Source organism: Bacteroides sp. 2201st1_D9_2201SCRN_220225 (assembly GCF_040928965.1).
In the GTDB taxonomy this organism is placed as follows: Bacteria; Bacteroidota; Bacteroidia; order Bacteroidales; family Bacteroidaceae; genus Bacteroides; species Bacteroides stercoris.
Map to the genome: position 1 here is coordinate 1 of NZ_JBCODG010000015.1, position 14283 is coordinate 14283.

The 14283-nt window shown below is 47.9% G+C and carries 9 protein-coding genes; 5 read left to right on the top strand and 4 right to left on the bottom strand.

Features of this window, described 5'->3' with window-relative positions:
* Window positions 1–154: 154 nt before the first annotated feature.
* From ettA to AB5903_RS06785, 5 genes are all read left to right on the top strand, one after another.
* Window positions 155–1852, top strand: coding sequence for an energy-dependent translational throttle protein EttA (gene ettA, locus AB5903_RS06765; RefSeq protein ID WP_272710654.1), 1698 nt, complete (start codon window positions 155–157; stop codon window positions 1850–1852).
* A gap of 222 nt (window positions 1853–2074) precedes the next feature.
* Window positions 2075–4798 carry a TonB-dependent receptor gene (locus AB5903_RS06770; protein WP_060385039.1) on the top strand — a complete coding sequence of 908 codons (2724 nt, stop codon included), beginning with the start codon at window positions 2075–2077 and terminating at the stop codon, window positions 4796–4798.
* A 19-nt stretch (window positions 4799–4817) separates the two neighbouring features.
* Window positions 4818–6170, top strand: coding sequence for a hypothetical protein (locus AB5903_RS06775; RefSeq protein WP_195658008.1), 1353 nt, complete (start codon window positions 4818–4820; stop codon window positions 6168–6170).
* Window positions 6171–6677: 507 nt separating this feature from the next.
* Window positions 6678–6881, top strand: coding sequence for a hypothetical protein (locus tag AB5903_RS06780; protein ID WP_040315655.1), 204 nt, complete (start codon window positions 6678–6680; stop codon window positions 6879–6881).
* Between the two features lie 180 nt (window positions 6882–7061).
* A complete protein-coding gene (locus AB5903_RS06785; RefSeq protein WP_368117703.1) occupies window positions 7062–10256 on the top strand; it encodes a carboxypeptidase regulatory-like domain-containing protein in 3195 nt (1064 codons plus the stop codon).
* A gap of 132 nt (window positions 10257–10388) precedes the next feature.
* Here the strand turns inward: AB5903_RS06785 and AB5903_RS06790 are convergent, their stop codons facing one another.
* The 4 genes from AB5903_RS06790 to AB5903_RS06805 all read right to left on the bottom strand — a co-directional run bounded on the left by AB5903_RS06790 (window position 10389) and on the right by AB5903_RS06805 (window position 14251).
* Complete coding sequence (locus AB5903_RS06790) at window positions 10389–11501, bottom strand: endonuclease/exonuclease/phosphatase family protein (RefSeq protein WP_005653540.1); 1113 nt, start codon at window positions 11499–11501, stop codon at window positions 10389–10391.
* Window positions 11502–11585: 84 nt separating this feature from the next.
* Complete coding sequence (locus tag AB5903_RS06795) at window positions 11586–12542, bottom strand: D-2-hydroxyacid dehydrogenase (RefSeq protein WP_060385035.1); 957 nt, start codon at window positions 12540–12542, stop codon at window positions 11586–11588.
* A 49-nt stretch (window positions 12543–12591) separates the two neighbouring features.
* Window positions 12592–13860 (bottom strand): replication-associated recombination protein A, encoded by a 1269-nt coding sequence (locus AB5903_RS06800; protein ID WP_005653543.1) that lies wholly within the window; start codon window positions 13858–13860, stop codon window positions 12592–12594.
* A 25-nt stretch (window positions 13861–13885) separates the two neighbouring features.
* A complete protein-coding gene (locus AB5903_RS06805; protein ID WP_005653544.1) occupies window positions 13886–14251 on the bottom strand; it encodes a four helix bundle protein in 366 nt (121 codons plus the stop codon).
* Window positions 14252–14283 lie beyond the last annotated feature (32 nt).

Genomic DNA, 14283 nt, shown 5'->3' on the forward strand with positions numbered 1-14283 from the left:
AAGGCGAAAGAGAGGGAGGTGGTCTTGTTTTTTATTGGACTGGCATAAAAATCCAAGGTTTTTATGTAAGTTTGTACCGAAATTTCGTGTGCAGGAGTCTCACACTTCATCTCGAACATTATATTTTATACTTTATATTTTATACTTAACTCACATGGCAACAGTAGACGATAAGAAAATTATCTTTTCTATGGTAGGGCTGAACAAGACCATTCAGCAGAACAATAAGCAGGTGTTGAAGAACATCTACCTTTCGTTCTTCTACGGAGCGAAAATCGGTATCATCGGTTTGAACGGTTCGGGTAAATCGACCTTGCTGAAGATTATCGCCGGCTTGGACAAATCCTATCAGGGCGAAGTGGTGTTCTCGCCCGGATATTCGGTAGGATATTTGGCTCAGGAGCCTTACCTCGATCCCGCGAAGACAGTGAAAGAAGTGGTGATGGAAGGCGTACAGCCCATTGTAGATGCGCTGGCAGAGTACGAGGAAATCAATCAGAAGTTCGGACTGCCCGAATACTACGAAGATCAGGACAAGATGGACAAGCTCTTCACCCGTCAGGCGGAGCTGCAGGACATCATTGACGCTACCGATGCCTGGAATCTTGACAGTAAGCTGGAGCGTGCGATGGATGCGCTTCGTTGTCCACCCGAAGACCAGTCGGTAAAACATCTTTCCGGTGGTGAACGCCGTCGTGTGGCGCTCTGTCGTCTGTTGCTTCAAAAGCCCGACATACTGCTCCTCGATGAGCCTACCAACCACCTTGATGCCGAATCCATCGACTGGCTGGAGCAGCACTTGCAGCAGTACGAAGGTACGGTAATTGCTGTAACTCACGACCGGTACTTCCTCGACCATGTGGCAGGCTGGATACTCGAACTCGATCGTGGCGAAGGTATTCCCTGGAAAGGCAACTACTCCAGCTGGCTCGAACAAAAGACCAAGCGCATGGAGCAGGAAGAAAAGACTGCCAGCAAACGCCGCAAGACGTTGGAACGCGAGCTGGAGTGGGTGCGTATGGCTCCCAAAGCCCGTCAGGCAAAGGGAAAAGCCCGTCTGAACTCTTACGACAAACTGCTGAATGAAGACGTGAAAGAGAAAGAAGAGAAGCTCGAAATCTTTATCCCCAACGGTCCCCGTCTGGGCAACAAGGTTATTGAAGCTAAGCATGTAGCAAAAGCTTTTGGCGACAAACTCTTGTTTGACGACCTTAACTTCATGTTGCCGCCTAATGGTATTGTAGGCATCATTGGTCCTAACGGAGCGGGTAAAACCACCCTTTTCCGCCTTATTATGGGGCTGGATACGCCCGATAGTGGCGAGTTCGAGGTAGGAGAGACCGTAAAAGTAGCCTATGTGGACCAGCAGCACAAGGACATCGATCCCAATAAGAGCGTTTATCAGGTAATTTCCGGCGGCAACGACCTCATCCGCATGGGTGGGCGCGATATCAATGCCCGTGCCTACTTGTCGCGTTTCAATTTTTCCGGTGCAGATCAGGAAAAGCTTTGCGGTGTACTTTCCGGCGGTGAGCGCAACCGTCTTCACCTGGCTCTCTGTCTCAAGGAAGAAGGCAATGTGTTGCTTCTTGACGAACCTACCAATGACATTGACGTCAATACACTGCGTGCTCTCGAAGAAGGTCTTGAGGATTTTGCCGGATGTGCTGTTGTTATCAGTCACGACCGTTGGTTCCTCGACCGTATCTGTACGCATATTCTTGCATTTGAAGGCGATTCTAATGTATTTTTCTTTGAAGGCTCCTATTCGGAGTACGAAGAAAATAAACTGAAACGTTTGGGTAAGGAAGAACCTACTCGCGTTCGTTATAGAAAGTTAATGAATGATTAGTCCGGGTTTTAAACTGAAAGCATACCTGCTTTATCTGTAATAAAAAGAAACTCTGCAAGATATTTGTGGAGTTTCTTTTTTTTTAAAAGTTTTTAGAATGCTTTATTAGGCTGAAAAAATGTAGTGCAATCGTAATAATTATTTGATATATAAATAGTATATTTGCAACTCAATATCATTTTAAACTTTAATTAACACTATCTATTAACAAAAAGCAGAATTATGAGAAAACATCTAATTCAATTTCTGTTGGTTGCCGTGTTGTTGGTATTTACTTCCGCAGCATGGGCTCAGACCACAGTGCATGGTCAGCTTGTCGACGCTGAAACCGGCGAACCTTTGGTAGGTGCTGCCGTTATGGTAGAGGGAACCACTCAAGGTTCCGTGACCGACATTGACGGCTATTTCAAGCAAAGCGTTGCTTCGAATGCCACATTACTTTTCAAATACATCGGTTATAAAGACCAGAAGAAAAAGATTACACAGAAAGGCGCTTCCGTAGAGTTGGGAACCATCAAGATGCAACCTGATGCAGTGATGCTGTCGGATGTGACGATTACATCGTCCGTTGCAGTGGCTCGTAAAACTCCGGTTGCGGTATCTACCGTAGACCCGGTGTTCATTGAAGAAAAACTCGGTTCGCAGGAGTTTCCCGAAATTCTGAAATCCACTCCGGGTGTATATACCACAAAAGATGGTGGTGGTTATGGTGATGCGCAGACTCGTATCCGCGGTTTCTCCAGCGAGAATGTGGCCATGATGATTAACGGTGTGCCCATGAATGGTATGGAGAACCAGAAGGTGTACTGGTCCAACTGGGCAGGTTTGTCCGACGTAACCCGCAGCATGCAGGTACAGCGCGGTTTGGGTGCTGCCAAAGTGTCTGTTCCGGCAGTGGGCGGTTCTATCAATATCATCACTAAGAGCACGGAAGCAAAGCGAGGCGGATTCGTATCTTACGGTATGGGTAACGACGGTTACAATAAAATCCTTTTCAGCGTATCGTCCGGTTTGTCCAAAGACGGTTGGGCGTTCACATTGCTGGGTGGTAAGACCTGGGGTGACGGATACATCCAGGGTACGGAGTTTGAAGGCTACAACTGGTTTGCCAGTGTTGCCAAGCGTTTCAACGACAATCACCAGTTGTCTCTTACTGCGTTCGGTGCTCCGCAGTGGCATAATCAGCGCAACAATCAGAACGGGCTTACCATCAAGGAATGGCAGCGTGTAAAGCAATACATGGGCGAGGACAGTCCTTATAAGTATAACCCCACTTTCGGTTACAGAAACGGACAGGTATTCAACTCATCCAGAAACTCATACCACAAGCCGCAGATTTCATTGAACCACTTGTGGCAGATAGACCGCAAATCAAGTTTGAGTACGGCACTGTACGTATCCATTGGTCGCGGTAACGGTTACAGCGGTTCGGGCGATGCTGCCAACCGCAGCAAGTGGTATGGTGCAAGCAACGGACTGGTGAACAATGAATTCCGCGAAGTGGACGGCACATTTGCATACGATGAGGTAGAAGCCATGAATGCGGCAAGTACTACCGGTTCTAAGATGATAATGTCCAAGGCAATGAACAACCATACATGGTATGGATTGCTTTCCACTTATACCACCAAGTTCGGCGAGAACTTCGACTTCTATGGTGGTATTGACTTGCGTTACTACAAAGGATTGCACCAGAATGTGATTACCGACCTTTTTGGCGGTTCATACTTCGTGGATATAGACAACCGTAAAAATGTACGTGTTGAGAATAATGCGGCGGCGGCTGATCCCAATTTCAAGAATCAAAAACTGGGAGTAGGCGATGTGATATACCGCGACTATGACGGCTTTGTAATGTCTGAAGGCGTATTCGCACAGTTGGAATACAACTACGACAAGTTGAGCGCATTTGTTTCCGGTGGTCTTTCAAACACCAGCTACTGGCGTTACGACCGTCTGTATTACGATAAGGCACATGCCAAGTCAGACAAGAAACACTACCTGGGCGGAAACGTCAAAGGCGGTATTAACTATAACCTCAACGAGTACAACAATATCTACTTCAATGCCGGTTACATTAACCGTGCCCCGATGTTCGATACATCTTTCATCAACTCTCAGAACTCACACGCACGCAACAGCGATGCCAAGAACGAGAAAGTAATGTCCTTTGAGTTGGGCTACGGTTTCCGTACAGGTTTCTTCACAGCCAATGTGAACGCTTATTACACCCGTTGGAAAGACAAGGCACTCTACGACTCAGGTACATACAACTATGAGAATGAGGAAGGCGTAGAGATAGAAGACCGCTGGACGCTGAACATGACCGGAGCTAATGCCAACCACATGGGTATAGAGTTTGATTTCGTTGCCAAGCCGCTCAGATGGCTTGATGTAACGGGTATGTTCTCTTGGGGAGACTGGCGTTGGAACGGTAACGCGAAAGGTTTCTACTACAACGGAGCAGGCCAGATGCTTGCCGACCTGAAGACCGGTGAAGTAGTGAGCGATATGGCTAATGCAGAGCAATACCGTGCCAATATCAAGATGGACAACATCCACGTAGGTGGTTCGGCACAGACTACAGCTGCTTTGGGTGTGAATGTACGTCCTATGAAAGGTTTACGCCTCAGTCTGGACTGGAACTTCTTTGCCCGTAACTATGCCGGATATGACATCGATGCAGGACAAGCCGGTATGGGTAATGAATACGTGGTTACAGAACCCTGGGAGATACCTTCCTACCATACATTCGACCTGAGTGCGGGTTATTCCTTCGACTTCGGTAAGGTACGTGCCACTTTGAGCGGTAACGTCAACAACCTCTTGGATCAGGAATACATTGCCGATGCACGCGATGGCAGCAAGCACGATTGGGAAACCGCAACACGTGTACTTTACGGTTTCGGCCGTACTTATTCCGTACGCTTGAAATTCAATTTCTAAACCTTTAAGAGCTATAATTATGAATAAAAAGTTAATATACGGCTTGTGCGCTGCCTCGTTCCTGATGACGGCGTGCGACTATAACGAAGATAACTTCCCCGGCTTCGACCAGGAACCTCTGACAGACATTGTCTACTACGAAGGAGAATTTACCGGGAAGTATCCTACCGAAGGCTATTTCAGCCTTGTGCAGGGTGATGAAGAGTCAGGAAAGGCAACCATAGAAAAAGCATTGATCGAAATGCTTGAGGATACCTATCCGTATTGTGATAAGGGATCATCGGCAAAGATTAAGGTGAAGGTGGCGGATGTGATGCCTTCTCAGGAGAAAGAACCTGCTTATGAAGATGCCTATGAGTTGAGCACAGCAGATTATGATGCAATGGGCACGGGCAAGAATGAACCGGGTGAACATGATAACTTCTCGTATAAAATCGATCCGAATGACTATCTGCCGGATTTCTGTGCAGGGAAGTATGCTGACAAGGCGGAAGGTTTTATCTGTAAGATAATATATAAATATTATAGTAACAGAGTTACCACTACTCAGGCTAAATACTACAAAAAAGGTGCGGACGGTTGGACAGAAGAGCCGCTTATTCCTTACGATGCGGATAAGAAATACTCATTGGAAGAGTCGGATTATGTCGCTATGGGTACAGAAGCCGGCGAGCCGGGAGCTAATGACACATTTGTTTCCGATGAGCAGGCTGATGCTTGTTTGCCGATATTCCTGCAGAATAAATATACCTATGTTGCCAAGGAAGGTCTGACTGTAGAAGTAACTTATAAAGTATCCGGTAAAGAGAAAAAAGCTATTTACCGTTACAACGGTTCCGCTTGGGAGGTATATAACCCGAAGGCATCCGTTGTTGTTTCCATCACCGAGCGCATCACAGTGATGAAGTTCGACGGCAAGGAATGGAAGCTCTCCAACCTTATCAGCGATATCAAGGAACTGTCTCTCACCAATGCTGAATACACTAAGCTGGTAGAGTGGGTGAAGGAAAACAAACCGGAGTTTATGAGTACGCAGAACACAACTTCCGAGTACTATTTTGGCGCCGATACTAAGAATAACAATATCAACAACAAGTATTCCACTTGGACTCAATATTACAATGTAGACGGCTATCTGAACGATTTGAAAGATGAGGAAATCCAGGCTATCATGGACGAACGTCTGGCAAAAGAAGCCTTCCCGCTCATCCTGCTGCCCGATATGGTGAATAATCCCGACCCGGATATAAGCTATACTGTTATCTATAAGATATACGGCGGACGTGGCAACGGTAATTATGCAATGTCGTTCTACTATAGTAAGGAAGATAATACTTACACATGGGATGAAATGACACCCGTTATGCAATAATAGGATGTAACATCATTTCAAAGAACTCTGAAAAAAACGGGGGGGAGTTGTCCTGCAAAGGGCAGTTCCTCCCGTTTTGTTTTCCTGTTTTCTTATAGATTAATCAATTTCATGTCAGTAAAAATATCGGTTAGCATATTGCTATGTTGGCATAACGAATCGATGTAGTTTTGTTCCCGACTTTCTGACAACCTGGTGTGCGTTCTGCAGTGATTGCCATAATAATGTTTGATTTTAAATTATGAATATGGAGTGTTTTACGATTCGTCCCGGTAAGGTTGAGTAACGATAAGTAAGATCAGGTAATGTTTCTGTCATGCGGGTCATTTCTTCTTTTTATTGTATTATTTATCCATAATCATGCAAATAATAGCAAAAAGTGTTATCTTTGAGCATCTTTCTTTCCGTAAGGGGAGTGAGGTGCATTTTTTCGATGCGGGTGTTTCCCAAACATGTTTTTGTAAAGCAGATAAGATACCCCCTTACATAACCCCAAAAAATAAACTAATGGATAAAAGTCCTCTATGCACCTGCCTGATAAAGCAGGATTTGGAAGAAGCCGCCGATCCTTATGAGTTTCTTGATAAAAACTACTCGATTTCCGGTATTCTCGACAATTTGGATAAACTCTCCCCAAGAGAATTGAAATGTGCTTGCTGCCTGTTCGGTGTGGCATTGCAGAAAGCCTGCAAGAAGAAAAGGCGGTGGTAGAGGATGGCATAGTATTGTTTGTCTTTATAAGAAGCATGGCGGGTCGGTTATGCGACAAATAAAATCAGGCTTAATTCTTAAAAAATGTAGCATGATTGTAATGTATTTATATATTATTTTGCTTATCTTTGCCAATGTTTTCAAAAATATAACATTTTAAGAAACTAATTAAAAGCTATTATGTTAAAAGTATTAAGACTTATTTTTACGTTTATGCTGGTTCTGACGGCTGCGGGCGTAAATGCGCAGGTTACGACTTCCGCTATCAGCGGTAAGGTGACCGACGAACAGAATGAGACGGTAATCGGAGCGACGATTGTTGCCGTTCATGAGCCTTCCGGTACACAGTACGGTGCTATTACCAATGTGGATGGACGTTACACGATTCAGGGTATGCGTACGGGTGGTCCGTACAAGCTTACAGTGTCTTATGTAGGTTATCAGAGCGCAGTGTTCACCGGTATCATGTTGGAATTAGGTAACACTTATACACAAAACGTAAAACTGCACCCCAGTTCGGAATTGCTGGATGAAGTGGTTGTCGTAGCCGATGCCAAAACACAAAGCGGTGCTGCTACCAACTTCTCTGCCAACTCTATTGAAAATACTCCGACCGTAGACCGTAACATCTACGACATCGTGAAGAATAGTCCGTTGGCTATGACTTCCAAAAACGGCGGTATCACTTTCGTAGGCTCCAACAACCGTTACAACAGTTTCCAGATTGACGGTACGGTGGCCAACGACGTGTTCGGTCTTTCTGCCGGTGGCACGAACGGTGCTCAGACAGGCGCCAATCCTATTTCTATGGATGCCATTCAGGAAATTCAAGTAGTGGTGGCTCCCTACGACGTTCGCCAAAGCGGATTTACGGGCGGCGGTATCAACGCCATCACCAAGCAGGGTACGAACGAAACCCACGGTTCCGCTTACACTTATTTCAACAACCAGAATATGTATGGCAAGTATAGTGCCGTACGCGGTTACGAAAAGTCGCCGATGTCCCAGCAGTTCGACCGTACCTACGGTGGTACGTTGGGTGGTGCCATTATCAAGAACAAACTGTTCTACTTTGTCAGTGCAGAAGGTAAGAAGAACAGCTATCCCTCAAGCACTTATCCGGGATATACCACTAATTACATCACCAGCACCACTGCCAAGCTGATTGCCGACCAATACAAGAAGCTCACCGGTATAGAAGAAACTTACGGTGAACGTGATATCGAACAGAAATCTTTCGGCCTTCTGGCACGTGTGGACTGGAATATCAGCGAAAAGCATAAACTTGCCGTACGCTACCAGCACAACAACTCTTATAAAGATGTGTACGGAGCAAATTCCACCACTTACTATTTCGGCAACAGCGGTTATCGCATGAACAACAAGATGAATTCGGTAGTGGCCGAGTTGAACTCTCGTCTGGGAGATAACCTCTACAACGAGTTGCGTGCGTCGGGTACGTTTGTCCGCGACTTCCGCGATACGGAATATTCAGGTCCTTGCGTACAAATCAGCAATGTCACAGGCGGTGACGGTGAAACTAAGATTACAGCCAATATCGGTACGGAGTTCTCTTCCGGTGCCAACAAGCTGAATCAGGATGTGTATAGCTTTGAGGATAACCTCTCTTGGTATCTTGGCAACCATACACTGACTTTCGGTACTCACAACGAAATCTACAAAATCAGCAACTTGTTTATCCAGGCTTCGGAAGGTGCATGGTACTATAACTCTTTGGATTACTTCCTGCAAGACAAGCCCTACAAGTTTACTTACAAGTACAGCGACCCCGACATGACGGGTGGTAACCTGAAATATGCTCCTGTTATGAAAGCTGGCCAGTTCGGTTTCTATGCTCAGGACAAATGGGTAGTGTCAAGAGACTTCAACTTCACTTACGGTATCCGCTTCGATATTCCTCTGCTGTTCAACAAACCTACTGTGAATCCTACTTTCAACGACTTTGCAGCCGGACGTAATATGGGTGTGCGCGTAGGCGAAACTCCGAGTGCCAAGCTGATGGTTTCACCGCGTGTGGGCTTTAGCTGGTATATCGACGAAGAACATCGCACGCTTATCCGTGGTGGTGTAGGTATCTTTACCGGTCGTGTACCGTTTGTGTGGCTCAGTAACTCGTTCAACAATACGGGTATGGAACAGAAAGGTACTACTCTCCAGCCCAAGGATGAATCGGGCAAGAACGATACCAATGAAGCTCCTTCATTGGGAGAATACAAGGATAATCCGCTGGCTGCCGCTACAGGAAGCATGAAGCAGGATATCGTGACTACCGACAAGAAGTTCAAGTATCCGCAGGTATTGCGTGCCAATCTGGCTTGGGAACAGTTCTTGCCGGGTGATGTGAAGATGACTCTCGAGGGTGTTTACTCCAAGACCATGAATAATGTATTCTTCGAGAATCTTGCTCTTGTGGAAAACGGACAGGTGTATGCCGTTCCGGGTGTAGAGGCTTCCGCTTCTCCTTCTTATAAGGTACAGGCGGGTGACTATTACTCTATTATCAACCTGAAGAATACAAACAAGGGTTATAGCTATGCTCTTTCGGCCTTGCTGGAGAAACACTTCGGGTTCGGTCTTGACATGTCTGCATCTTATACCTTCGGACACTCCAAGTCTGTAAACGACGGAACTTCTTCCGTTGCCTACTCTAACTGGAAGTACAACTACTCCCGCGACACCAACAGCGGTAATGAACTGGGTTTCTCCAAGTTCGATATTCCTCACCGCGTAATGGCTCAGGTGGCTTATACTACTCCGAAATACTGGAACAACTGGATGAGCACTTCTATCTCTGTTATCTATAACGGATTCTCCGGAAACCGTTACAGCCTGACCATGAATGAAACTTCCGACTTCAACGGCGACGGACAGAAGGGTAACTCCCTGCTGTATATTCCGACTGACGAAGAGTTGGATAAGATGAAGTTCGTGGACGCTACAAACAAAAAGGGAGAAGTAACCATGACTGCCGAAGAAAGCCGCCAAGCTTTCAAACAGTGGATTGAAGGTGATGCTTATGCCAAGGATCATCGCGGACAGTATGCCGAGCGTAATTCCAACCTCACCAAGTGGGAACATGAAATCAATCTCCATCTGGCTCAGACCATCTATAATCCTAAGGGGTTGGGCAAACTGGAATTTACTTTCGACATTATCAACTTTGCCAATATGTTGAACAAGAAATGGGGAGCAACCTATGGTTCACTCTATAACCTTTCACCGATTTCCGTTACAAAACTGACAACGGTGGACGGTCAGACCACTCCTAACTATATTTACAACAAGTCCGAAATCACCAAGAGCGATGTTTCCTCACGCTGGCATGCTCAGGTGGGTATCCGCTTGACGTTCTAAGGATATTTTTGTTCATGTTTATTTTTACGGTAGAGCTGTTCCGGGAAACCGGGGCAGCTCTATTTTTTTATTGTACCTTGAGCGTAAGAGGAAATACGGTATAGCAGAGTGGAGGGTGTTTGGAATCGTCTTTTAATACTTCACCGTAAATATCACCGGGTTGTGGTCACTGCATAAATCCAGATTAGGAGAGTAGTAGTCGGTGCATTCCAGCTCCGGTGAGTGGAAGGCATAGTCGATGCGTAGCATGCGCTTGCCGTAACGGTAGGTGTACATATAACCGTGTCCGCCTGTCTTGAAGCCGTCCTTGAGGCTCTCGGAGAACCGGTGATAGGTGTAGGATGAGGGTAGGGAGTTGAAGTCTCCGCACACCAGTACGGGGTGAGGGCTGGCAGTAGCGAGCTGACAGATGCTGTCGGTCTGGAAAGCACGTTTCACGAAGTTTTCATGCAGGGTTTCCGCTGCATCCTGTACGGCTTGCGCTTCACGGCGTGTATTGTCGGCGGCAAGTTCGCGTTCCCATTTTTTACGGTTCTGGCTGACACTGGTAGTTTGCAGGTGATTGTTCAGCAAGCGGATGGTATCTGTATTCAGAATGATGTCGCACAGCATGCTGCAATTGGCGCTGTGAGGGTAGGTGATGAAACGTCCGCCGATAAGCGGGTAGCGGCTGAATACGGCGATGGGGAGGATGCCGCGGATGGAGTCGTCTGCGGGGATAATGGCATATTGCCAATGGGAAAGGGCACGACGCAGACTGTCTGCCGTGAAGTGTTTGTTTTCGCCGAATTCCTGAAAGCAGAGTACATCGACGTGTTGTTGCTGCATGTACTTGGCAATCTGTTTGCAGGAGTAGCCGGTAATTTCGTTTCCGAAGTTATGGACGTTATAGGTGGCTACGGTGAGGTAACCGCTGTTTTTGCCTTGCCGGTTCGGTGCCGGTGCGGTGGCGGGTACTTCGTGGGGAGAGCCGAAACGGATAACAGCTGTAAGGTATTCCCAGTTGAAGAAGAAAGCCGTCAGCGTGACGAACGCCCATTTCCTGCGTGCCAATGCCCAGCAGAGGGCAACAATCAGGCAGGACACCAGCAGTACCGGTACGGCAAGTCCCAGCAAGGGCATGATGGTGGAATGTTCCGGATGGTAATGCCCGGAACGGGATGCGATGATGGTGACAACAGCCAGTGCAAATGTGGTAGCTATCAGTATCAGATGAAACAGACCTTTGACGGCGGTTTTTCCCATGATTAACGCAGGTGTGTTTTATAAAAGTGTGGCGAAAGCCCCGGCTACAAGCTTGCCGGAGCTTTCGTCACACCCTTTTGCTGGTTATTTTATTACTGAATTAATCGGCTTTCCGTCCAAGAAAGCTTTTATATTATCCAGCATGATTTGCATGAGGCGTTCGCGTGCGGCGGCGCTTGCCCAGGCTATGTGCGGGGTGATGTAGCAGTTTCGGGCGGTGAGCAGCGGGTTGTCGGCACGGGGCGGTTCCTGCGAAAGCACATCCAGTCCGGCGGCAAAGATGGTGCCGTTGTTCAGTGCATCGGCAAGGTCTTGCTCGTTGACCAGCGGACCGCGTCCGGTGTTGATGAGGATGGCGTTGGGCTTCATCTGTTTCAAGCGGGCGGCATTGACCAGTTCACGGGTGGAGTCGGTGAGGGGGCAGTGCAGGCTGATGATGTCGCAGTTGGCAAAAAGTTCATCGAGCTCCGTTTTCTTGATTTCGGGAGGAAGCTGGAAAGGCGATTTGGATGTGTATGCATGTACTTCCATGCCGAAGCCGATGGCGATGCGGGCGGTGTTGTAGCCGGTTTGCCCAAGACCGATGATACCGATTTTCTTGCCACTCAGTTCGATGAGCGGAGTGTCCCAGAAGCAGAAATCGGGGCTGTTGGTCCAACGGCCTTTGTGTATCTCGTCGGTGTAGTGCTGCACCCGTTGGGTGATGTTGAGGATGTGGGCAAAAACCATTTGCGCAACGGACGGGGTGCTGTATGCCGGGATGTTGGTGACCGTGATACCCCGTTCTTTGGCAGCGGCGGTATCAATGATGTTGTATCCGGTGGCAAGTACGCCGATGTATTTCAACTGGGGCAGGGCTGCGATGGTTGTTGCATCGAGCACTACTTTGTTCGTCAGCAGGATGTCTGCTCCGGCAGCACGTTCAAGCACTTCGGCAGGGGCGGTACGGTCGTAAACGGTACATTCGCCCAGGCTCTTCAGTTCGTCCCAGGAGAGGTCTCCGGGGTTGGCGGCATAGCCGTCGAGGACTACTATTTTCATAAGTGTTATTATAAGTTGTTTCTAATGTTGTTCTGCAGAATTTCCATTTCTAAAATCTTTCCTTTCCCCACAGGGCCTGCATCCTTTCTTTATGCTTTTGTTCGGCGGCATTTGCTTGCGGCTCCCAGATGCGGCGGTCTTTCAGTTCGTCGGGCAGGAACTGCTGGCGCACGAAGTTGCCGGGGTAGTCGTGGGCATATTTATAGTTGTCGCCATAGCCAAGCTGTTTCATCAGTTTGGTGGGGGCGTTGCGCAGGTGCAGGGGAACGGGCAGGTTGCCGGTTTGCCGCACCAGTTCGAGTGCATCGTTGATGGCCATATAGGCCGAGTTGCTCTTGGGACTGGTGGCGAGGTAGATGGTCGTCTCCGCCAGCGGGATGCGTCCTTCGGGCCAGCCCACTTTCATGATGGTATCGAAGCAGGCGTTGGCCAGCAGCAGTGCGTTGGGGTTTGCCAGCCCGATGTCCTCGGAAGCGGAGATAACGAGACGGCGGGCTATGAAAGCAGGGTCTTCACCGCCCTCTACCATGCGTGCCAGCCAGTAAATGGCTCCGTCCGGGTCGCTGCCGCGGATGGACTTGATAAAGGCGGAGATGATGTCGTAGTGCATCTCCCCGTCTTTGTCGTAGGCGAGGGGATTCTGCTGGAGACGCTCGGTCACCATCTCGTCGGTGATGACAACGGGGTCTGCGGTTTCGGACTGCACCACGAGGTCAAGGATATTAAGCAGTTTGCGGGCATCGCCGCCGCTGTAGCGGAGCATGGCGGTAGTCTCCTTGAGCTCTATCTGCCGTTCTTTCAGTTGCACATCCGTGGTTATGGCGCGCTGGAGCAGTTCCAGCAAGTCATCCTTTTCCAGTGATTTCAGTACGTAGAGCTGGCAGCGGGAGAGCAGCGGGCGGATTACTTCGAACGAGGGGTTCTCGGTGGTGGCGCCTATCAGCGTCACCGTTCCCTGCTCCACAGCGCCCAGCAGCGAGTCCTGCTGCGACTTGCTGAAACGATGGATTTCGTCAATGAACAGTATCGGGCTTGCCTGCGAGAAGAAGCGATTGCTTTTGGCGCGGTCTATCACATCGCGCACATCCTTCACCCCGCTGGTCACGGCACTGAGTGTGTAGAACGGCGTCTCCAGCTTATTGGCTATAATCTGCGCAAGCGTCGTCTTACCCACTCCTGGCGGGCCCCACAGAATGAACGAGGAGATACGTCCCGCATCAATCATCTTACGAAGCACAGCCCCCGGTCCCACCAGGTGCTTCTGCCCGATATATTCGTCTAATGTCTTGGGTCTGAGTCTTTCTGCTAAAGGTTGCATGGGGTTAGCGATTAGGGGTTAGTGATTAGTGATTAGGGGGCAGATTCTTTTTACGGGTGATGATGGAAGAGGTTATCATCTTCATCAGTTCCGTACAATCGGTATCCAAGGACACATATTGCTCTGTGGTGATGTAGTTTGTTTTATTTAGCAATTCGAGCCAGTATAGGGTTTCTGAACATTCCTTTTGAGCAACGGAATATTTGTGTATAAAGTCGGCTGGGGACTCGGCAAATTGCCCTTCCCTGATATTGGCTCCCACAGATGTACCGCTTCTTAGTATTTGTTTAGACATAATTCTTTCCTGTTTGGTTTCATTCAAGAAATTATATAAATTCACAATGCGTATAGCAAAGTTCATTGATTTGTTTTTTAATATTCCCTCTCCCATATAACCGCTCCTCGCTCATCACTAATCACTAA

What these genes read in the sequence shown, in the direction of transcription:
- ettA (WP_272710654.1), top strand. Translation starts at nt 155, where the DNA reads ATGGCAACAGTAGACGATAAGAAAATTATCTTTTCTATGGTAGGGCTG.
- AB5903_RS06770 (WP_060385039.1), top strand. Translation starts at nt 2,075, where the DNA reads ATGAGAAAACATCTAATTCAATTTCTGTTGGTTGCCGTGTTGTTGGTA.
- AB5903_RS06775 (WP_195658008.1), top strand. Translation starts at nt 4,818, where the DNA reads ATGAATAAAAAGTTAATATACGGCTTGTGCGCTGCCTCGTTCCTGATG.
- AB5903_RS06780 (WP_040315655.1), top strand. Translation starts at nt 6,678, where the DNA reads ATGGATAAAAGTCCTCTATGCACCTGCCTGATAAAGCAGGATTTGGAA.
- AB5903_RS06785 (WP_368117703.1), top strand. Translation starts at nt 7,062, where the DNA reads ATGTTAAAAGTATTAAGACTTATTTTTACGTTTATGCTGGTTCTGACG.
- AB5903_RS06790 (WP_005653540.1), bottom strand. Translation starts at nt 11,501, where the DNA reads ATGGGAAAAACCGCCGTCAAAGGTCTGTTTCATCTGATACTGATAGCT.
- AB5903_RS06795 (WP_060385035.1), bottom strand. Translation starts at nt 12,542, where the DNA reads ATGAAAATAGTAGTCCTCGACGGCTATGCCGCCAACCCCGGAGACCTC.
- AB5903_RS06800 (WP_005653543.1), bottom strand. Translation starts at nt 13,860, where the DNA reads ATGCAACCTTTAGCAGAAAGACTCAGACCCAAGACATTAGACGAATAT.
- AB5903_RS06805 (WP_005653544.1), bottom strand. Translation starts at nt 14,251, where the DNA reads ATGGGAGAGGGAATATTAAAAAACAAATCAATGAACTTTGCTATACGC.